This window comes from Lysinibacillus contaminans (assembly GCF_001278945.1).
Classification (GTDB): Bacteria; Bacillota; Bacilli; order Bacillales_A; family Planococcaceae; genus Lysinibacillus; species Lysinibacillus contaminans.
Genome location: NZ_LGRV01000003.1, coordinates 764,336 through 785,189, shown reverse-complemented (window position 1 = coordinate 785,189; position 20,854 = coordinate 764,336). Strand labels below are relative to the sequence as shown.

Here is a 20,854-nt window from a genome sequence, read left to right as displayed (position 1 = left end):
ATACCTAAAAATAGTGTCAAGGAACATAAAACCATTACAGTGCACCTTACAGCCAACTGCTTGGGGCTGGTTTATCTAGCCGCGAAGTTTGAGATATTACTATATTAAATTTCAGTTATCGATACTTAATTAAACTTTCCCTAATATGATTCATGTTATAATTCAATAAATAACCAATTGTGTTTTTTAAAGGAGATAGTTTATGATAACCTTCGGAATTTTACATTTATCAGATTTACATATCAGTTCTAAGGAAGACCCTAGTAATAAAGAACTTCGTCAAGAACTAATTAAAGACATAAAAAAAATGCAAACTACTAAGAATATACGAATAGACAGTATTGCGATGACTGGTGATGTAGTAGATAAAGGTGGAGATCCTAGAGCATTTGATTTAGCTTTAGAATTTTTTGAAAATCTGTGTAATGAATGTGATATTAAGAAAGAGAATATAATTTTTGTCCCTGGAAATCATGATATTCCTAGAAGAAGCAGATTAGTAACCTCATTAATTGAGGATGATTTTTATGATGAAGATATATCAACTGAACATTGGGAATCTTTAAAAATACGATTTAAAGATTTCGAAAATTTCACCACCCTTTTAACGGGAAGAACAGATTTTATTGATAGTAACTTAGGGAGTGGGACAATCACGCTTGATATAAATAATTTTAAAGTTAAGTTTCTTTTATTAAATTCTTCTTGGAGTACTGTCGGGGAAAGTGATTATAACAATTTACTTATTGGTAAATGGCAACTTGAAAGACTTAAACAACTATCAAAAGCTTCCGAGAATGGTGACTTAACTTTTTTATTAATGCACCACCCAATAGATTGGTTAAGAAATGAAGAAAAAGATCTATTAACACAAAATCTTATCAATAACCAAGATTTATATACTAATTTTATTCTTCATGGTCATATCCATGACGGGAAATTTGAATCATATTCAAATCCAGATGGTACTATAAGAAGCTTGGTAACTGGTATTGGATATCCTGATAAATCTCAAAAAGGACCAGGAATATCAAAAAATAGTAAATGCAGATATTCAATTTACAATTTCAATTTAGATGAAAATAAAATTCAATTTTATTTACGTGTCTCTAATGAATACGGGAAATTTGTATCAGATACTAATCTTTATGCTAAAGCAGGAGACAATGGTGAATTTGAAGATTATATAAGATTCCCCTCGTATAACGAACAATTTCAATTAGCAACAATCAAACAAACTTATGATATTTCAAATGTCAAGGTCGATTCCATTAAAAGGGTTTCTGATTGGGTTGGACGAGAAGATGAATTAAAATTAATAAAATCAAAAAATTTATCAGCTTTAGCAATTACAGGTACAGGAGGACAAGGTAAATCAGCATTAGCTTCTGAAATATTAAGGCGTTACACTCAAAAAGGAAATACTCAATTTGACGTCGGAATATGGATTGATTGTAGGGAGTTACCAGATTCATTACACTATAAAATAATTGAAACACTTGATAAAATTTCGGGTGGAAAAGAAAGCTCCTTACTTTATAAAGATGAACAATTAAAAGATACCGTTAAAAGGTTTGGAGATTATTTATCTAAACATAAATTATTACTGGTGTTTGATAACATAGACGCTTATATAAGATTGGATACTGAGGGTCCAGCAGTTGAACTCGAACCTTTTTTAAATTGTATTTTAGAAACTAACCATAATAGTCTAGTGATATTTACCAGTAGACCTTCATTAATTCATCATAGTTCTGACTTTTATAACCTTCGATTAGGTGGATTGTCTGAAAAGGATGGTATTGAATTTTTCAAAAAAAGAGATATTAAACTAGAAAATAATAACTCCATTGACTATTGCAAAAAAATTATTGAATTAACTAAAGGACATCCTTATTGGCTTGGATTAATTGCTGGTCAATTAGATAAAGGTAGCGATAATTTTAAAACTCTTGTGCGAAATTTTTCACTTAACAATGTTCCAGAACGAAGAAGAATTCAGGAATATTTTAAAAATATATGGGATCAACTAAATAATGATAGACAAAAATTATTGAGATATTTGGTAGAGGCACACAGGCCATTAACTGACTCAGAAATATTAATTTTGGACAAAGGACCTCATAAAATAAGACAAGAGTTGCGTAGACTTGAAAGACTTGGCTTATTGGAACCTCATTCAAATCTCCATGACGAAGAGGTTCTATATCAAGTACACCCACTTGTAAGGGAATTTATTCATGAAACTTTTACTACTCAAGCCCAAGAACAATTCGTCCAAAAAGTTTTGTATGTATTTTTACCAAAAACAATAGTGGATATGTTATTTACTAATCCTTCAAACATTACTGCTATTGAATCTGTTACCCCTTCAGCTATACTTGAATCTTTAGAGACATGCTTAAATTCAAGAAATACTTCAAAAGCACTTACTTTAATAGAACAGTATCAATATATAATACAAAACAGCGGCTTCCATCACCAATTTTTGTCAGTTGGATGTAGAATTTTAGATAGCATAGATTGGGAAGAAGAGAATTTAGTTAACAACTTTAGATCACAACAATTTTTAGATAATATTATTAATCAACTCATTCATATGGGAGATAGTCGATTTGAAATTTATTTAAAACAGTATGAAAGCTTAGTAGAATCAAATACTAAAAACTATTTGAAATATCTAGCCTTATTAGCGGATGTTGAATGGAAACTAAGAAATTATGAATCAACTATAAAATATTCATTTCAATACGAAGATTTAGCCGGGAAATTAGATGATACAACCGGTATCATTGACGTTAAATATTCAAGAGCTTTAGCTTTAAGAGATTCTGATAAAGCAGATGAAGCTTTAAGCCTCTTTAATGAAGTTAGAGAAACTAGATCCGAAGATGATAAGGAATACTTAGGGAATTGCGCCAAATGTTATCATAAATTAGGTGATTACGATAATGCAATTAAATATCTCAATAAATCACTAAAATTACTTTTAAAAGATAATACCTATCAATCACGTACTAATCTTGGCTATGCTTATCTTTGGTTTTCCGAAATTATGTATGATCAACATAAAATCAGTGAAGCCAAAGAATATCTTGAAAAAGCCGAACAAATTTGGCGTGAATACGCCCCAGGATTACTATATATTGTTGAAGATAAATACAACTTGTTTGCCGCCAATAAAAATTGGGTAAATGTCTAAAATTTTCATTTAAATTATAAACGCATTACAAAAAAGCGTTACATTTAAAATGTAACGTTTTTTATATTTATACAAATAATTTATCAACTTCTTTATAAAGATTAACAGTAAAATAGGCTTTTTCATGTTTAAATAATATACTTAAAAAATTTACTGTTCCATATTCACTCTTTAAAAACGAGTGCCTTCTTAACGAAACATTCCCTCCACTCAATCAACAAACGCATAATCCCCATCACTCTCCAGCAAATCCTTCAACACCTTCAACCCCTGCTCAAGTTCCGCACTACTTTCCGGTGCCGTCACTGCCAATCGCACAGCATTCACAGGCTTCGCATTTCCAACAGCAAAACGTTCAGCCGCATATACTTGTACACCCGCTTTTGACGCGAGCAGTTCGAACTGCATACCTGTAAATTTCTCCGGCAATAGGAGCCATCTGAAAATACATTCCGTATCCCCTAGTACTTGATAATCACTTAAGTAATGATCGACAAGGGCGTTTTGCTCTTTGGTATACAATCGCTGCTTTTCTAAAATGGTATGGGTGATCCCTTCTTGGATGAGCCTAGATGCTAGTTCCACCATCATTGCTGATACGGAAATATTCATATTATAAAGCGTCTCCACAATTTTCTTTTTATAAGCTACTGGTGTGACGATAAATGCTAATCGTAGTCCTGGTGAAATGGCTTTTGACATACTTGCGATATAGATGACCTGTTCCGGTGCATAGCTAGCAATCGGTGCTACAAGATCTTCCTTCAACAGACTATAAATAGCATCTTCAATCACAATTAAGCCCGTCTGTCTCGCTACTTCGCCGATCATTTTTCTTGTTTCAATAGACATCGAATGTGTCGTTGGATTATGAAAATCAGGAATGACATATAAGCCTTTGATATGCTCATTTTTGCATGCATACAAAAGCCCTTCCTTTGTTATTTCTCCGTCCTTTTGCTGAATGGCAACTAGCTGAATACCTAGCATGTTAGCAGCTGTTTTAATTCCGGCGTAGGTGATTGGGTCAGTACCTATCCGATCTCCCGGTTGAAATAGCGCTAGTAACGATCCCACAATGGCATTTTGCCCACCCGCTGCCAGTATAATGGGCTGGTCAGTTTGATAGCCTACCTTTTCAAAAAGACTCTTTGCCGCTTCTGTTTGCCAGGCGCTCCCCTCTGGTCGTCCGTACTGAAATAACTTACTGAAGTTCGGATTACTCAACATTTTTTTCATATACTGCGTAATTTCTTCATTCCCATGATTTGCTGGTAGTACTGAGCCCATTTCGATCATGTGGGAAGAACCACTTGCTGGTAGCAACATTTTATTTGTTGTCGCATCAGAGGAAACAAATGTGCCACTACCAATGGATGCGTAAATAAGCCCCTTTTGTCCGCATAGTTTAAATGCTCGTGAAATCGTGCTTAAATTAACATCCAAAAAGTCGGCAAGCTCTCGTTGTGGTGGGAGCTTTGTTCCAGGTGCAAGCTTTCCTTCTATAATTTCTTGCTCTAACTGATCTGCAATCGCTATATAAAGTGGTACCGAAATATCGCTTAAATCCGGCTTCCAACTCATAGGGTACTCTTCAAATGAATTTACTGGCATAATTGGTTACTCCTTTGATGTACTTAATTTGCATACAATATTATAATTGTCTTGCATACAATCATAATATTGTATGCAACAGATTACAATGGTATAATTTCTAAAAAATCAGAAAAAGAGGAATGATTCATTATGCAATACTCAGATAGAATACTAAATACCCCTTCATCATTTATCCGCAATATTTTAAAAGTGACAGATTCAAAAGACGTGATTTCTTTTGCAGGCGGACTTCCAAATCCAATCTCATTCCCAATCGATGCATTGAAGGCATCTGTTGACCATGCGATTGGTGAAAATGGTAGTAAGCTATTCCAATATTCTTCTACACAAGGCTATGCGCCTTTACGTGAATACATCGCAGCAAAATATCAACGCGTACATGGATTAGATATTCAGCCAGAAGATGTATTTATCACAACAGGTTCACAACAAGCACTAGAATTAATCGGAAAAGTACTGATTAACAAGGGCGACGGTATTATCATGGAAGAACCAGGTTACCTAGGGGCTATTCAAGCATTCACTCTAAGCGAGCCAACGTTTTATCCAGTGACACTTGAAAACGACGGTCTGAACCTAGAAGAGCTAGAAAACGCTCTACAACAAAAAAATGTGAAATTCGTTTATACAGTACCGAACTTCCAAAATCCAACGGGTCTTACATACTCAAAAGAGAAACGTGAGCAAATTTGCGAGATACTCTCAAAATATGATGTAGCATTGATCGAGGATGATCCATACGGCGAGCTTCGTTTCCAAGGCGAACCCCTTCCATACATCGGTGCCGGTAAATTAGAGAACAGTATTTTACTTGGCTCATTCTCTAAAACAGTGACACCAGGTATGCGTTTAGGCTTTATCATTACGAAAAACAAAGAGTTAATGCAGCATATTGAAACGGCAAAACAAGCGTCTGACTTGCATACAAACATTTTCTCTCAATATGTCATTTATGATTACTTAGCAAATAACGAATATACAGAACACGTAAATAAAATCATTGCTCTTTACAAAGAACAATCAGATACTATGCTTGCGGCGATGGATGAGTTCTTCCCAGCACATGTAACGTATACAAAACCTGAGGGTGGAATGTTCATTTGGGCAACGATGAATAACGGAGCTACAGCGTTAGAAGTGTTCGAAAAGGCGATGGAGCAAAAAGTTGCCTTCGTTCCAGGTGACCCATTCTATACTTCCAAGACAGGTGTTAACACACTGCGTCTCAACTACACAAATGCCACTCCTGAAGTTATTCGTGAAGGCATTAAACGTTTAGGTAGTATTCTATAACACCGATTTGGCGTCTCATCATTCGTGAGGTGCCTTTTCTTATGTATAAAAAAATCCCGTAGCCACTAAATCGCTACGGAATACTTAAATGGCGTACTATTTCGTATAAGTTAAGACAGCGTTCCTGTCGAATCCTGCCATTGCTTTTATTGCTTCATCTTTGTCTGCATACTCAAAAATACGAATATTCTTTTTCTCAAATACAGTAATAACCCACATTATTAAATCCCCCTTTTTATTTTTTGTAATATAACAATCACTTAAAATGTGATACGTAGGTCAAACTGACTTATAAAAACTTCTTGCTTAATTCCTATTATATGTCGGATTTTTCAGTAATGAATCTATATGTGAAATTTTTCACAAATCATTCAAATTCAAAACGCTTTCATTGAACAATTTGTGAAAGCTGCAATTTTTAATGCATAAAAGTTCTTTTTTGTTTACCGTCTTAAACAAACAAAGGCCGATTATTTCAACAAGTATTTTGCAATATGCCTTAATACATGGTGAAGAAAAGCATCCAAGCAGCACTCGATCCAAATAATATTATGAACCCCGAGAGTATTTCCCCCATGCATTTTAATGCTTGAGCGAACTTGAGGCCAGGTTGAGCGACTTCGGCTCCAGGTTGAGCGACTTCAGCTTCATGTTGAGCGACTTCAGCTCCAGGTTGAGCGACTTCAGCTCCAGGTTGAGCGACCTCGACTTCAGGTTGAGCGACTTTGGCTTCAGGTTGAGCGACTTTGGCTTCAGGTTGAGCGACTTCGGCTCCAGGTTGAGCGACTTCGGCTCTAGGTTGAGCGACTTCGGCTTCATGTTGAGCGACTTCAAGCCTCCGTCGAAAATATCTAGACTTTGATCAAAAATTTATACTTTCTTACTCAATAAGAAAAACCGAATGAGCGCCTTTTCCACGACGCACATACGGTTTTTCAATTTCGATAATAATTTTGTAGTAGTTTTTAATAAAGATGTTAGATCTTACGAACAAAACGCTTCTTCTTGCTTTTGTGTTAACTCAATTTCAAAGCCTAAATCTTCTAACATGCGGTAATCACTGTTCGCTTCTTGTCCCTCAGTTGTTAAGTAATTCCCTACGAAAATACTATTCGCCGCGTACATACCTAGTGGCTGAAGTGACCCAAGATTCACTTCACGACCACCTGAAATACGAATTTCTTTCGATGGATTGATATAGCGGAATAGCGCCAACACTTTTAAACAATACCGAGGATTTAATTCTTTTGTACCTTCAAGCTTCGTGCCATCAATTGCATTTAAGAAATTGACTGGAATTGAATCTGCATCTAATTGATGAAGAGCACGCGCAATTTCCACAACATCCTCCCTCGTTTCCTTCATGCCAATAATGGCACCTGAGCAAGGTGAAATGCCGTGTTTTTTGGCAATTTCAACCGTATTCACACGGTCCTCATACGTATGGGACGTTGTAATATACGAGTGATGACGTTCGGATGTATTTAAGTTATGGTTGTAGCGATCGACACCCGCTTCTTTTAATTGCTGTGCTTGCTCATCTTTTAGTAAACCAAGGCAAGCACACACTTTCAATCCGTACTTTTCTTTAATTTCTTCGACTGCTTCACTGACCACATTAACGTCCTTACGTGTTGGACCACGACCACTTGCCACAATGCAATATGTACCAATTTTATTTTCAAATGCACGTTTAGCCCCTTCTAAAATTTCTTCTTTCGTAATGAAGGGATATTTTTCTATCGGTGCTGATGATTTTGACGACTGCGAGCAATAACCGCAATCTTCTGGGCAATATCCACTCTTTGCATTTAGTATCATATTCAGCTTTACTTTTTTTCCATAATAATACTTACGAATCGCAAAAGCACCATCCATTAATTTTAATAGCTCATCATCGTCACTATTTAATATTGCTAATGCCTCATCATTACTAATGATTTTCCCTGTAATAACTTCCTCTGCTAACTGTAACCAATTCATAATACACTCCCCTTTTTCACTTGTACTATTTTTAACGCTCTCGAAGAACGAAATACTTTATAAAGTCGTTCAGCTAAAAGTGCAGCTGCAATTGCTAAGCAAAAGTCTGCGACAATGCTATTTAAAAAGCCAACTAAGAAAATATGTGACCAGCTCGTTTTCACGTGTAACCAGAAATTCAACGATACATATAAATAAGGTACGGCCACTGCATAAATAATGATGAGGCCTACAATATTTGCACCAATAAAGTGTTTTTTCGTTGGTAACTCTACTTTTTCAATCATCCAACCGATGACAAGCGCGGCAAGCGCAAAGCCAATCAAATAACCAAATGTGGGTTGTAACACATATGTGATGCCTCCACCTTGTGTAAAAACCGGTAATCCAGCTAAACCAATACCGATATACACTAGCTGGCTTTGAAATCCATGGCGACTACCAAGTAAGCACCCTGCTAAAAAAACAAAAACAATTTGTAATGTAAACGGCACTACCGGTAACGGTACTTTAATAAATGCACCAATTGCAGTTAAAGCAGCAAACATCGCAATCATGACGAGTGATAGCGTCGATTGTCGTTTCAACATACATTAGCCCTCCCTCTCCCAAAAGAATTGCTCCATTATTTCTTTCGTCGTCTCAATCATGAAACTCATCTCATCATCCGTAATCACATACGGAGGCATAAAATACAAAATATTCCCAAGCGGACGAATGAGTAACCCTTTAGCTAAAGCTCGTTTGTAAATTTGATAACCTATGCGCTCCTCACTTGGCAGTGGCACTTTCGTTTCTCGATTCGCTACAAGCTCAATTGCCCCTACAAGCCCAACTTGCCTATATTCTCCAACATACGGCAAATGACAAAAAGCTTCTGTTGCTAACTTGCGCATTCGTTCACCTTTTGTTTGCACAATATCGATATAATGCTCTTCTTCAAACATCGTCAATACTTCTAGTGCTACACGGCAAGCTAATGTATTGCCGGTATAACTATGTGAATGTAAAAATGCTTTCATTGTGCCATAGTCATCATAAAAAGCGTCATATACTTTATCTGTTGTTAACACCACGGATAACGGTAAATATCCACCCGTTAATCCTTTTGACAAGCACATGAAATCCGGCGAGATATTCGCTTGTTCACAGGCAAACATTGTCCCTGTACGTCCAAAACCTACAGCTATTTCATCTGCTATTAGATGGACATCGTATTTTGTACATAATTCCCGCAGTCGTTTTAAATAAATAGGCGGATACATTTTCATACCGGCTGCTGCTTGAATAAGTGGCTCAATAATAACGGCTGTAACTTCCTCATGATGTTCTGCAAGCTTTTCCTCTACAAAGCCGATGCACTGCGCTTGGCAACTCTCTGGCTTGTCTTGAAAAGGACAACGGAAGCAATCAGGTCCCTGCGCACGTACTGTATCCAGTAAAAGTGGCTGATACACTTCGTTATAAAGATCTACCCCACCGACTGACAAAGCCCCCAGCGTTTCACCGTGATACGCATCCGTTAAAGCAAGGAAGCGTTTTTTCTTCGTCTTACCGCTTTGCATATGATATTGAAAGCTCATTTTCAATGCGACTTCAATTGCTGCCGATCCGTTATCTGCAAAAAACACTTTATTTAAACCCTCTGGTGTTAGAGCTACTAATTTTTCCGCAACCTTAATAGCTGGCTCATGCGTAAAATTTGCAAAGATTGCATGTTCCAATGTAAAAGCCTGCTCACTTAATGCTTTGCTAATACGCGGATTGGCATGCCCAAATAAATTCACCCACCAGGAAGACACCGCATCTAAATATCGATTGTCGTCCTCATCATAAAGCCAGACACCTTGTCCTTTTTTGATAACGATTGGTGGGAACTGTTCATAATCTTTCATTTGTGAGCAAGGATGCCATACATGTCGTAAATCTCTTGTTTGTAATTCTGATAATGCTTGCTTCATGACGTAACAGCCTTTCCCATAATGTGGTGTGTTCGATGTTGTATGAGACAACCTCTCCAATATCTTTTAGCTTTGGTATCGTTGCATGTGGTAATGGCTGATGTTGTAAAATTGTCTGGATATTATTTTGCTCCATCGAGGTACTTGTATTGCTGTTAAAGACTAGCCCAAGCACTTCGATATGTCGTGTACGTAACGCCTCTAGTGTAAGTAACGTATGATTAATCGTCCCAAGTGTCGTACGCGTAACAACAACAACAGGTAGTTTACTTTGTACAATGACATCAAGCAGTGTTGTATTCCCTAGCACATCTAACGGTACAAAAAGCCCTCCTGCGCCTTCACAAATCACAACATCATTCACTTGCTGTAGGACTTGTATTTGCTCTAATAAACGCCCACCGTCTATTTGCTGTCCCTCCAGTTGTGCAGCAAAATGCGGAGAGGCCGCTTCTTTGAATGAATATCCATTCAAACTCTCTCGTTCAAGCGATTGCAAAGAATACTTTTGATACATCATCGTATCGTAGTAATAGGACTCCCCATTATCAATCACTTCACCCGTTTGTACAGGTTTATACGGTGCCACCCGAAGACCATGCTCCTGTAATTGGCGCATTAACAATGTGGTGACACACGTTTTTCCAACATCGGTATCTGTTCCAACAACCCAAAAATGTTGCATCGTTAACCTCCCCCTTAATTTAAGTTAACCCATTATATAAAATAAGTTAACACATTTATTTTCATTTTGTAAATGCTCTTTCTAACTTTTCACAAAAAACCCTCTTTTATCACTAAAAAACGGATAATATTAAAGTAACTTGATTCATCACCAGAAGTCGTGGATGACATTTGATTAAATAGCGTATCGAGTATAGATTGCTTGTTGATTGGAGTGGAGGTTGGGCGAGTGAAGCGGCTCAACGGACGCCCCTCGGAAAGCGTCCAACCGGAACGGAAATCAACCCCAAGTTATGGTGATGAACCAGTAACTTTTATTAAACTATTTGGTATTCAAAAAAAACACTAGATGCTTACCCTCTAAAGGTAAAAATCTAGTGTTTTTTCATTATTTGTATTGCTTAGGAAATATAAAGTAATTCACTTACCGCATCTTATTTAACCATTAATACAGGGCATTGCACGCGTTTCATGACTTTATGACTCACGCTCCCTAACACCATCTCTTGCAAACTATTTAATCCTCGACTACCGATAACAAGGAGATCTACATTGTGTGCATTCACATACTTCACAATCTCAGGACCCGGTGTACCACGAAGAATCGTGATCTTATAGCGAATTTGCTCTTCCTTACAAAGTTGCTCGATTTTCATCGTCTTTTGCCTGCGCATAAGCTCTAAAGCCCCAGTAGAGCCTGCATGCAGTATTTCATTTTTTACTTTTTCAAAGTCTGCTACGTATACGATATCCACGAGTGCTTCTTCATGAAGCTTCGCGATTTTACATGCCTCTTGTGCTGCACGAAATGCATTTTCCGAGCCATCTACTGCAAGAACGATATACTGATACATAAGCAACGCCCCCTTATCCAAGTAATTGTTTATATAACTTTGTACTTAACGTATTCAAGCCTCGTACTTCTACTTCTTTTCCTTGCTCCTCTAGCTTTGTCACAACTTTTAGTAGGCTACCAACTGCCGACTCATCCCATAAATGGCTGTTTGAGAAATCTAGCACGACCGTAGATGCTTCCACATGCTCTAGTGCATTTTGAAAGCTCTCAGTTGAAGCGAAAAAAAGTGGTCCTTCTATATAATACACATTTTCTTTGATTGACATTTTTATTTTTGAAATTTTCGCCACAAAGAATATAGCACTTATAAAGACGCCAAGGATGACGCCAATTGCTAAATTATTCGTCCATACAACAGTAGCTACCGTTACGAGCATAACAAAAGCGTCCGCTTTCGGTGCAGTCATTAAGTATTTGAACGAGCCCCAATCAAATGTGCCAATACATACCATGACCATAATGCCGACTAATACTGCCATCGGAATTTGCACTACCAAATCGCCGAGCACAATGATTAAAAACATTAAAAACGCACCTGCCATAAATGTTGACAGACGACCACGTCCACCAGATTTTACATTGATGACCGATTGCCCAATCATTGCACAGCCTGCCATACCCCCGAAAAATCCTGTTATAAAGTTTGCCAATCCTTGTCCACGTGCCTCTTTATTCTTATCACTTTTCGTATCGGTCATTTCATCAAGAATCGAAGATGTCATCAAAGATTCCAGTAAACCAACAATTGCTAATGCCACAGAATAAGGCAAAATAATACGTAAAGTTTCGAATGTCAACGGAATTTGGGGAAAGAAAAAGGATGGTAGACTTTTCGAAATTGTCCCTACATCACCTACTGTTTTCAGCTCAAAACCATTAAACATCGCTATCGCTGTTAAAACCACAATCGCAATTAACGGCGCTGGTATTGCTTTCAAAAAGCGTGGCACCAAATAAACAATGATAAGCGTAACGGCAACAAAGATATACGTCGTCATCCCGCCCCCAAAAATATGTGGTATTTGTGCCATAAACATTAAAATAGCGAGTGCATTAACAAAGCCAATCATTACTGCATTTGGAATAAAGCGCATAAGCTTTGCAATTTTAAAAACGCCAAATAACATTTGAATAATCCCTGTCAAAATGGTTGTAGCTAGTAAATAATCAAGACCATATTCTTTCATCAAGGGCATCATAACAAGTGCCATCGCCCCTGTAGCTGCTGAAATCATTCCTGGTCTGCCACCAAAAAACGCTACAATTACAGCTATACAAAACGAGGCATATAAACTTACCATTGGATCGACCCCTGCAATAATTGCGAAAGCTAGTGCTTCTGGAATAAGAGCAAGTGCAACCACAATGCCAGATAAAATATCTCCTCGTATATTTCCAAACCATTGTTGCTGATATGTTTGCATATATGTACTCCTTCATTTCAATTAACCTCGGCGTAATTATACCTGCCGCTGCGCTTTTGGTACAAAAAACAATGCGTCTAGATTTTGAATTGTGCATAGCTCTGCGTAATGCAGGTCAGCCTCCACTTTCAAAACCCATGACTTCAATCCGAGACTTTAACTGATTCAAAGGGTGTTTAGAAACCCATTAAATAGATATTTATCCCACCAATTATGGGAGATAGGAATCCTACACTGAATCATGTTAAAATTAACTCAACTATCATAGCATTTAGATTCCCAAAAAGGAACCTTTATGGAACGATTCGGAGCGATAATTGATGATTTATGGCTATAAAAGACCTCTCCTAAATGACGAACAAGCTGAAAAACAACTCGTGAATATAAATTACGATCAAATCGTGTGCGAGCAACATAGCTCACCAAAGAAACGACACGCGCTTGAGCAACTAATGATGGAATGGCAGCAAGATGATATCGTCATTGTGCAGCGTCTCGCAGTTCTAGCAGACTCCATGCATCAACTACTCGATATTCTGCATGTTGCCAAAAGAGACGGTGTTACTCTACAATTTTTACACGAAAAGATCACTAGTAATAATTTATACGACATGCAACTCGTCAATCTAGTTGAGCACTTCGCAAACTTCCAATCGGAAAATATAAAGCAAGCGACTTCACTCGGACTTGCTTTAGCAAAGAAAAACGGTAAAAGCTTAGGTCGTCCGAAAAAATCTGATAATAACTTAAAAAATGCTATGACGATGTATCATAGCGGCGACTACACGCTAATGCAGATTAAAGAACAAACAGGTATCAGTAAATCCACACTATATCGGTATTTAGATCATTTTGAGAGATAATCAATCTCCATTATTAAAGAACTCATAATGAGCAAATTAGTAAAAATTCACTTCCATCTAATAAAAGGGAGACTGGATCCTATCAATGGATGTAAGTATTCTTTATAAAAAGCTCATTGATTGAAGTAGAGGTTGGGCAACTCCTGAGAGATCAGCGTCAGAGGTAGAGCCCCTGGAAAGCGCCCAGCCGGAACGGAAATCACCCCCATGTTTTGGCGATGAACCTTTTTAAAGGGTTTTTACCATTTCATGTAGTATTTAATTATACGGGGGTGGCTGTTTGTTAAGACTATTTAAGGAAGCCGAAAAGACTATGGATACATATGAGCGCGCAGGTTTCATTTTGAAATCTCTGCTCACCTATGAATTAAAAGATTTACCCGTGCGCTATGAATTTTGGTATCGTGTCGCACTTCGACTAGAGGAATATCGAACGTTACAGAATGAACACCGCGCGAAAATTTCGATGTACTCTGCAGTTGGTCGCTTTCATCAACTACAATATGAGGCGACAAAGCAAAGGTATGCAAAACTTGAAAGACTTACGGATATTTATAAAGTGTTTTGTATTGAAGAGGAACGTGACAACTTAAATCACCGTCTTTCCTTTTACAAAGAAAATATCACATCACTATATGAACATATCCACAATAAAGAGCTTTATAGTTACTGTGACCACGTGCAACATCAGTTTTGGGAAGCAGTAAGTGAAGACATACTAAACACAATTGCCCACCTAGACTAAACTAGGCGGGCAATTTCATTTCACTAATTTATCTATTTCTCTCTCAATTAAACGCTGAAGTCGCGCGCGATTTACCTACACAAAGCTCTTTAGCACATGGAGCAGATCATGATACATCTTCCCTATATCAAGTAAGTAAAATTGGGGGAATCACTCTTGTAATGGACGCTGTTATTCGTTTTTCATATGTTCTATTTCCTAGTAAATAATAATCATTTCACTGGGTCTCCATTCACTTATTATACAAAATTTAGTATATTAAAAAGATAGAAAGGAGGGTCGAAGAAATGACCAATGAAAAAATATTGATTGTAGAAGATGATGTCGATATCATGGAAGTGTTATTTCTTTCTATTAAAAGTGCAGGCTATGAAGTAATACAAGCCTCAACCATTTCTAAAGGTTGGGAAGCTGTTCAAACGCAACATCCTGATATGATCTTACTTGATGTTAATCTACCCGATGGTAATGGATTTGAGCTAGCGGGAAAAATTCGTGAAATTTCTGACGCTGTCATCATTTTTTTGACAGTAAATAGCTTAATTGAACATAAACTAGAAGGCTTTGATGTGGGTGCAGATGACTATATAACAAAACCATTTATTCCAAAAGAATTAATAGCACGTATTCAAGCACATTTAAAAAGAAAAATACCTTCACAAAAAGAAAACATCCTACATACCGGTAATTTAAGCATACATTATGACCAATTGGATATTTATAAAAATGGTGAATTACTTAATTTATTTACAAAAGAGAAAAAGCTATTACTTTATCTTATTGAAAATGCCAATATTGTATTAAGTGTCGACCAACTCATTAACCAGGTTTGGGGATATGATGGTGTAGCAGACTCAAAAACCCTTTCTGTCCATATCAGTACTTTACGACGAAAAATTGAGGATACACCTGCTAAACCACAGCAAATTCAAACCATTCGAGGATTCGGCTATAAATTTGTTGATAAACCATAAAAAAGCGTCTAGATTAAAATACACTAGACGCTTTTATTTTACTTCATTAAGATCGTACTATCTCATTCTCACTCTTTTCTGCTATAAGTGGTAAGACAAAGCTAAAGCGTGACCCCTTATGTTCTATGCTTTCAGCAAAAATAGTCCCATTATGTTGAGCAAGTATATTCTTGCAAATAGCAAGTCCAATCCCATTTGAATTCTCATGATTAATATTCGATGCACGGTAATAATTGTCGAAAATGAAAGCTAATTCGCTTTCAGGAATCCCAATACCACTATCTTCTATCGAAAAGATTAGATTCTCTTCCTCAACAAACATCGAAAAACGAACACTTCCATCATCTGTATATTTTATGGCATTTAACATCAAATTTGTAACCACTTGTTTTATCCGATGTACATCAATTAATACACAAGCTTCCTGATTCCCATATAGATTTGCACTATAATGCAAACCAGATTTTTTTATTTCCTCTTCGTATTGTTGTTCAAATTGTGCATAGAGTTCAGCCACTTTTATTTTCGTGAATGTATACTCTGCCCTTCCTGATTCTAAATTTGCTAAATCGAATAAATCTTGAATTAATAGATTTAATGATAATAGGCTTTCCCTACTTCTCAGTAAATATTTTTCTATTTGGTCTTCTTCAGAAATAACACCATCTAATATTAATTCAATGTAGCCTAAAGTAGATGTTAAAGGGGAGCGTAATTCATGTGAGATACTGTGCATTAAAGTTTTTCGCTCAAGTTCATTTTTTTCTAAACGATTATTTGCGTTTTTTAAATGTTTATTCATCTCATCTAATTCTTTTGTACGTTCTTGCACGCGATTTTCTAATTCCTCATAGATTTGAGCATTTTCAATTGATACGGCAATTTGCCTAGAAATCATTTTTAACAAATCCACCTGGGTAGAATTAAATGCATCTGTCATTAATGTATTTTCTAAAAATAATAGTGCAATTACTTCGCCTTTATGATGAATCGGTAAACAAAGAATGGACTTTGCTGTTGGTGGAAAACCTTTTAACGTATTATGACTTTGAGCATTCTGGATAATGATATGCTCTTCGCTTTGTAAAACATAACGTACAACAGCCTGCATACTTTCGTTGAGAAGATTGATGGCTTGATTTTCAAACATCGTAAAAGCTGCTTCACTCGCTTCTGCTTTTGCTAAAACAACTAATTGATTTTTAACATTTCTGATAAAATAACCAATATCCGCTCCTGCATGCTTTAATAAGGTAAACAACATTTTTCGCAATAAGTCTTCCATACGAATTTCTTTTGCAAGAGACTGTGTTGTCTCGAAAACTGTTAGCATATCAAATGATAGTGGCACTTCATTTTGAGACTGCACACGAGGCGTAAAATTCACCTCATATAGATTCTCCCAGAGTTGTGCAACTGTCTCTGCTCCCCATTGTCTCAAGTTCTGAATGCCGCGTAAAATATATGCTTGTGCCATTTCTTGATTTTGATGGGACACATAGTAATTTGCTGCACGTTCACAAGCAACTGCCTCATCCTGTACAAAGTGATGCATTTTGGCTAATTGAATCGCACGATCATAATAGAGAACTGCTTCTCCCTCAAGCCTTTTCATACGACAATTTTCCGCCAATAATAATACATATAGATGTTCAAAATTTTGAGGTGCAAATTTAGACCACTTTTTGAATTTACGTATACTTTGTCTAATTTCACGACGATACACGCTTTTCTCCTCATTTGAGCATGTCCGCTCATGTATACTATGAAATTGCCACAAAGCACGGTAAAAATAATACAGAGGTGATAACAGTAAAGTATAAGTATCTTTCACAGGCTGATTTAATGCCTCCATAATCACTAATGCTTGCTTTTCATTTCGAAATAAAAAAGACATTTGTAGACGTATGGCATAATGCATGATCGTAATGGCTGGCTGATCTTTTATTGTAAGTGGATAGTCCCAAGTGACAGCTATATCAGAATGACTGAGTACATCCATCCATAATTTTAATTCTTGCAAAAAATCGACAGACAATTGCATAGTATTTGTGGGGAAAATCTGTTGCTGACGTCTTATTTCAGCGCTAAGTTCTTGAATTGAATCCCCACGTATAAGTTGCGTTGCACAAATAAAACAAGAGCTGGCAGACACAAAATGATGCCTTCCTATATCTTGAGAATTCTGCTGGGCTTTCGTGATATATTGAATATTTTTATCATAAGAATTAGTCCAATGATTAATAAACACACCATATACAAAATAAATATGACCTTTTATATACATATTATTTTGATTGTCCGCAATTGTAATCGCCAGTTTTGCAAACCTAGAAGCTTGCTTAATATCCCCAAATGCCACATTTAATAATATGGCATAATTGATGAACACGATAGCGCTCGATGAGGACGTACCGTATTTTAACAGAAGGCGCATTCCTCTCATTAATAACATACCTGTTAAATTTGCATTAAGTACATAGGAATTACCTGTCATATTAATAATCATTTGAATTAATAAATCGATTTCTTTATTTTCTATTGGCGGTAAGTTTAATAATTTTTGAGTAGACTTATTTTTCAATGCGGCCTTTAACAATAACAACTCTTTGGCCAATTGTAACTTTGTCGGTTCTTCTCGAATATTCATTTCGCTTACACGTAAACCCTCAAAACCTGCTTCCACTCCAATAATTTTATTTTCTGATTCAATGTATAACATTGTTTTCAAATTATAAATCGTTAATAATTCTAATACGGTTGAGGAATGATTCAAGGCCTCTTGTAAATGTATTTCAGACAATTCATAATGCCCTATTAAGTATTCACATTCACCTAATTGTGCATATATTTCTAAAGACTGCTCTCGTAATTCACTCCAATGATTAGGGGGTAATAATTCAACGCTTGTTGTCAAAAAATATAATGCATTTTCAAATAGCCCTGCTTTTTTAGCATTAAAACCTAGTGTAAAATTCCACATCGCTATGTATTGTTTCTCTTCAGCACTTAGTAGATGTTTGCAGTAATTAAAATGTTTTACAGCTTCGTTCAAATGAAGGCTTCCCTCGATATCTTGTTCATTTTCTGTCAGTAATTTACCAATGTTATAATGTATTTTCGCTCGTTCTTCATTTGGTAAGCTATAGTAGGCTACTTGCTGAATGCGATCATGCACAATTCTAAATTTCAATGAAAACGCATGTAAAATCCCTTCATGTTCAAACGTACTTGCCCATTTAAAATGCGCATCTAATGATACGATAAACCCTTGTTCCATAAGGATAGCTAATTCATTTAATAAATTTTCCGAAGAAATAGATAAAAGTTTTGCCAACGAACTAAACTCAAATTGGGTACCAAAGCACGCAACAATTTGTAAAATCTCACGCGTATCCTCTGCTAAAAACTCGATTCTATTTTCGATAAATAACAACAATTCATTGTTTAAAAAATCTTGATTTAACTTTTCAAGATTGAGTTGCCACTTTTTCTCCTGCTGTTCAAAGTATATGATATGATCCCGTTGAAAAGTTCGAAAAGCTTCCTTTACAAATAACGGGTTTCCTTTCGTTAAAATCTGAAGTTGCTTTGCTAACAGTGAAAAAGTATTTGTTTGCGCGTTAAGAGACTCTTCCAACCACATTCTTATTTCTTCTTCAGATAATAATTGAAGCGTAATAGTTTGATAGCTTTGTAAATGAAATTGCCAATCTACAAACTCTTTGAAATCGGATATACCTTCAGGTCGATATGTGCCAATTAATAAAAAATAGCCTGCACGATGCTGCTCATAAACTTGCTTTAACATCTCAATAGAGCTACTGTCCGCCCATTGAATATCATCAACAAACCAAACAATCGGTCTTTTCTGCAAGGCAAACGTCAATAAGATCTTCTGAATAGAGGAGAAAATAAATGCATGTAGCTGCTTTGTGGTTCCTTGCTCATCGGGCATGACAATACTACTAACATCTGAAAACCACTTAAGCTCAGGCATTAGCAACATCAGTTGGTCCGTATAAACTAACTTTACCTCACTAAATAAACTTCGCCATAAATCGACGGATTTTTCACCTTCTACATATACTTGTTTAAGTAAACTTCTTAATGGTTGAATCATAGGTGCAAAAGTTGTCTCTTGCTGTAGTTGGTCATATTTACTTTCAACAAAATAACCTTTTGAAGACACGATTTCATTTTTCAATTCATGAACAAAGGCCGTTTTTCCATAACCAGAGCTTCCAGAAACAAACACAATTTTTTTATCACCATTTTCAACCTGCCGATAGGTATTTTGAAGCTCCTCAATTTGAGTTTCTCTTCCAAACAAATTACTCGTTAGTCCCATATTTAAATTAACATCCTGCAAACCTAACTCGAAGGATTCGAGTGTCTCCCCCTTTTTAAATCCATGCTGAATTTTTAATAAGTCCTCTTTTAGCCCAAAGGCACTTTGATAGCGTTTTTCAGGATCCTTTTCAAGTAGTTTTTCTATTACTTTTACTACTTCCGGTGATATTTCAACATTTAGCTTTGTCAGCGAGGTAGGCTTTTTAGTAATAATTTCATAAACTAAATCAACAGAATCCATTGCTTGAAATGGGAGCTGTCCACTAAGTAGTTCATAAAAAATAACACCTAAGGAATATAAATCAGTTCGATGATCAATATCTCTATTTAGCCGTCCTGTCTGCTCTGGAGAGAAATATGGTAGATGCTCCATCCGCTCATGTGGATTATCAGTTGCTATAGGCAAATCCAAATCATACTTCGAACTGTACTCTGAACTAATTAGTTTGATTTGAAACGAAGTTGGGTTTATAAGAATGTGTTGCGGATTTAAATTTTGGAAAAATATACTCTTCTGCTGTAAGTCGATACAGGCATTTGCTAATTCAATCGCAATTCGTAAAAAATGATGAATAGAAAGAGTATTCACACTTTTTAAGCCAATTCCATTAAAGTCCTCAAAAAGAATAGCAAATTGTTTGTCAACGTATTCTAGAGTTATTGGTTTTAATATCCAAGGGTTTTGTTCTTTTGCAAACAATGAAAATTCATATTGCAACTTTGCTCTTTTCTCCGCTGAACTTTTATGTAAACTCTTGATCAGAAGCGTACTGTCAAACTCACTCATATACTTTCTCTGTAAAGTCCAATCCACTGTAGATTGTAAAATCATATTTTGACCAACCATTGCCTACACCTGCCTATATCTCTATTATGATTGCACTATTTACTTCGTCACA

At 36.3% G+C, this 20,854-nt stretch carries 15 protein-coding genes; 5 read left to right on the top strand and 10 right to left on the bottom strand.

Annotated elements, in window-relative coordinates:
- Positions 1-202: 202 nt before the first annotated feature.
- Positions 203-3,202 carry a metallophosphoesterase gene (locus AEA09_RS06075; protein ID WP_053582985.1) on the top strand — a complete coding sequence of 1,000 codons (3,000 nt, stop codon included), beginning with the start codon at positions 203-205 and terminating at the stop codon, positions 3,200-3,202.
- Between the two features lie 210 nt (positions 3,203-3,412).
- On the opposite strand, the gene AEA09_RS06070 is transcribed toward AEA09_RS06075, so the two are convergent.
- On the bottom strand, positions 3,413-4,816 hold the full coding sequence (locus AEA09_RS06070; protein ID WP_053582984.1) for an aminotransferase-like domain-containing protein: 1,404 nt from the start codon (positions 4,814-4,816) through the stop codon (positions 3,413-3,415).
- 132 nt (positions 4,817-4,948) lie between these two features.
- On the opposite strand from AEA09_RS06070, the gene AEA09_RS06065 reads away from it, so the two are divergent.
- Positions 4,949-6,112 carry an aminotransferase-like domain-containing protein gene (locus tag AEA09_RS06065; protein WP_053582983.1) on the top strand — a complete coding sequence of 388 codons (1,164 nt, stop codon included), beginning with the start codon at positions 4,949-4,951 and terminating at the stop codon, positions 6,110-6,112.
- Positions 6,113-6,208: 96 nt separating this feature from the next.
- On the opposite strand, the gene AEA09_RS20430 is transcribed toward AEA09_RS06065, so the two are convergent.
- From AEA09_RS20430 to AEA09_RS06035, 8 genes are all read right to left on the bottom strand, one after another.
- Positions 6,209-6,331, bottom strand: a complete 123-nt coding sequence (locus AEA09_RS20430; protein ID WP_281176699.1) for a hypothetical protein — start codon at positions 6,329-6,331, stop codon at positions 6,209-6,211.
- Positions 6,332-6,694: 363 nt separating this feature from the next.
- Positions 6,695-6,931, bottom strand: a complete 237-nt coding sequence (locus tag AEA09_RS19485; RefSeq protein ID WP_082332574.1) for a hypothetical protein — start codon at positions 6,929-6,931, stop codon at positions 6,695-6,697.
- 165 nt (positions 6,932-7,096) lie between these two features.
- On the bottom strand, positions 7,097-8,095 hold the full coding sequence (gene bioB, locus AEA09_RS06060) for a biotin synthase BioB (RefSeq protein WP_053582982.1): 999 nt from the start codon (positions 8,093-8,095) through the stop codon (positions 7,097-7,099).
- On the bottom strand, positions 8,092-8,685 hold the full coding sequence (locus AEA09_RS06055; RefSeq protein WP_053582981.1) for a biotin transporter BioY: 594 nt from the start codon (positions 8,683-8,685) through the stop codon (positions 8,092-8,094). Before AEA09_RS06055 ends, bioB begins: the two co-directional genes overlap by 4 nt.
- Before the next feature lie 3 nt (positions 8,686-8,688).
- Entirely contained in the window at positions 8,689-10,056 is a 1,368-nt protein-coding gene (bioA, locus tag AEA09_RS06050; protein WP_053582980.1) for an adenosylmethionine--8-amino-7-oxononanoate transaminase, read from the bottom strand.
- Positions 9,977-10,741 (bottom strand): dethiobiotin synthase, encoded by a 765-nt coding sequence (gene bioD / locus AEA09_RS06045; protein WP_053582979.1) that lies wholly within the window; start codon positions 10,739-10,741, stop codon positions 9,977-9,979. Before bioD ends, bioA begins: the two co-directional genes overlap by 80 nt.
- Before the next feature lie 433 nt (positions 10,742-11,174).
- The gene (locus tag AEA09_RS06040) at positions 11,175-11,594 is read right to left on the bottom strand and encodes a universal stress protein (protein WP_053582978.1); all 420 of its coding nucleotides are present in this window, start codon (positions 11,592-11,594) and stop codon (positions 11,175-11,177) included.
- 13 nt (positions 11,595-11,607) lie between these two features.
- A complete protein-coding gene (locus AEA09_RS06035) occupies positions 11,608-13,020 on the bottom strand; it encodes a SulP family inorganic anion transporter (RefSeq protein WP_053582977.1) in 1,413 nt (470 codons plus the stop codon).
- A 320-nt stretch (positions 13,021-13,340) separates the two neighbouring features.
- Here AEA09_RS06035 and AEA09_RS06030 point away from each other — a divergent pair, with 320 nt between their 5' ends.
- The 3 genes from AEA09_RS06030 (at position 13,341) to AEA09_RS06020 (ending at position 15,602) form a co-directional block, all read left to right on the top strand.
- A complete protein-coding gene (locus AEA09_RS06030; protein ID WP_053582976.1) occupies positions 13,341-13,883 on the top strand; it encodes a recombinase family protein in 543 nt (180 codons plus the stop codon).
- Between the two features lie 280 nt (positions 13,884-14,163).
- A complete protein-coding gene (locus AEA09_RS06025) occupies positions 14,164-14,628 on the top strand; it encodes a hypothetical protein (protein ID WP_156312063.1) in 465 nt (154 codons plus the stop codon).
- 287 nt (positions 14,629-14,915) lie between these two features.
- Positions 14,916-15,602: a response regulator transcription factor gene (locus AEA09_RS06020; RefSeq protein WP_053582974.1), complete on the top strand. Its 687-nt coding sequence runs from the start codon at positions 14,916-14,918 to the stop codon at positions 15,600-15,602.
- A 46-nt stretch (positions 15,603-15,648) separates the two neighbouring features.
- Here AEA09_RS06020 and AEA09_RS06015 read toward each other — a convergent pair whose 3' ends face one another.
- The gene (locus AEA09_RS06015; protein WP_156312061.1) at positions 15,649-20,802 is read right to left on the bottom strand and encodes an AAA family ATPase; all 5,154 of its coding nucleotides are present in this window, start codon (positions 20,800-20,802) and stop codon (positions 15,649-15,651) included.
- Between the last annotated feature and the right edge of the window lie 52 nt (positions 20,803-20,854).

What these genes read in the sequence shown, in the direction of transcription:
- bioB (WP_053582982.1), bottom strand. Translation starts at nt 8,095, where the DNA reads ATGAATTGGTTACAGTTAGCAGAGGAAGTTATTACAGGGAAAATCATT.
- AEA09_RS06055 (WP_053582981.1), bottom strand. Translation starts at nt 8,685, where the DNA reads ATGTTGAAACGACAATCGACGCTATCACTCGTCATGATTGCGATGTTT.
- bioD (WP_053582979.1), bottom strand. Translation starts at nt 10,741, where the DNA reads ATGCAACATTTTTGGGTTGTTGGAACAGATACCGATGTTGGAAAAACG.
- AEA09_RS20430 (WP_281176699.1), bottom strand. Translation starts at nt 6,331, where the DNA reads ATGTGGGTTATTACTGTATTTGAGAAAAAGAATATTCGTATTTTTGAG.
- AEA09_RS06020 (WP_053582974.1), top strand. Translation starts at nt 14,916, where the DNA reads ATGACCAATGAAAAAATATTGATTGTAGAAGATGATGTCGATATCATG.
- AEA09_RS06065 (WP_053582983.1), top strand. Translation starts at nt 4,949, where the DNA reads ATGCAATACTCAGATAGAATACTAAATACCCCTTCATCATTTATCCGC.
- AEA09_RS06040 (WP_053582978.1), bottom strand. Translation starts at nt 11,594, where the DNA reads ATGTATCAGTATATCGTTCTTGCAGTAGATGGCTCGGAAAATGCATTT.
- bioA (WP_053582980.1), bottom strand. Translation starts at nt 10,056, where the DNA reads ATGAAGCAAGCATTATCAGAATTACAAACAAGAGATTTACGACATGTA.
- AEA09_RS06035 (WP_053582977.1), bottom strand. Translation starts at nt 13,020, where the DNA reads ATGCAAACATATCAGCAACAATGGTTTGGAAATATACGAGGAGATATT.
- AEA09_RS06075 (WP_053582985.1), top strand. Translation starts at nt 203, where the DNA reads ATGATAACCTTCGGAATTTTACATTTATCAGATTTACATATCAGTTCT.
- AEA09_RS06070 (WP_053582984.1), bottom strand. Translation starts at nt 4,816, where the DNA reads ATGCCAGTAAATTCATTTGAAGAGTACCCTATGAGTTGGAAGCCGGAT.
- AEA09_RS19485 (WP_082332574.1), bottom strand. Translation starts at nt 6,931, where the DNA reads ATGAAGCCGAAGTCGCTCAACCTAGAGCCGAAGTCGCTCAACCTGGAG.
- AEA09_RS06030 (WP_053582976.1), top strand. Translation starts at nt 13,341, where the DNA reads ATGATTTATGGCTATAAAAGACCTCTCCTAAATGACGAACAAGCTGAA.
- AEA09_RS06015 (WP_156312061.1), bottom strand. Translation starts at nt 20,802, where the DNA reads ATGGTTGGTCAAAATATGATTTTACAATCTACAGTGGATTGGACTTTA.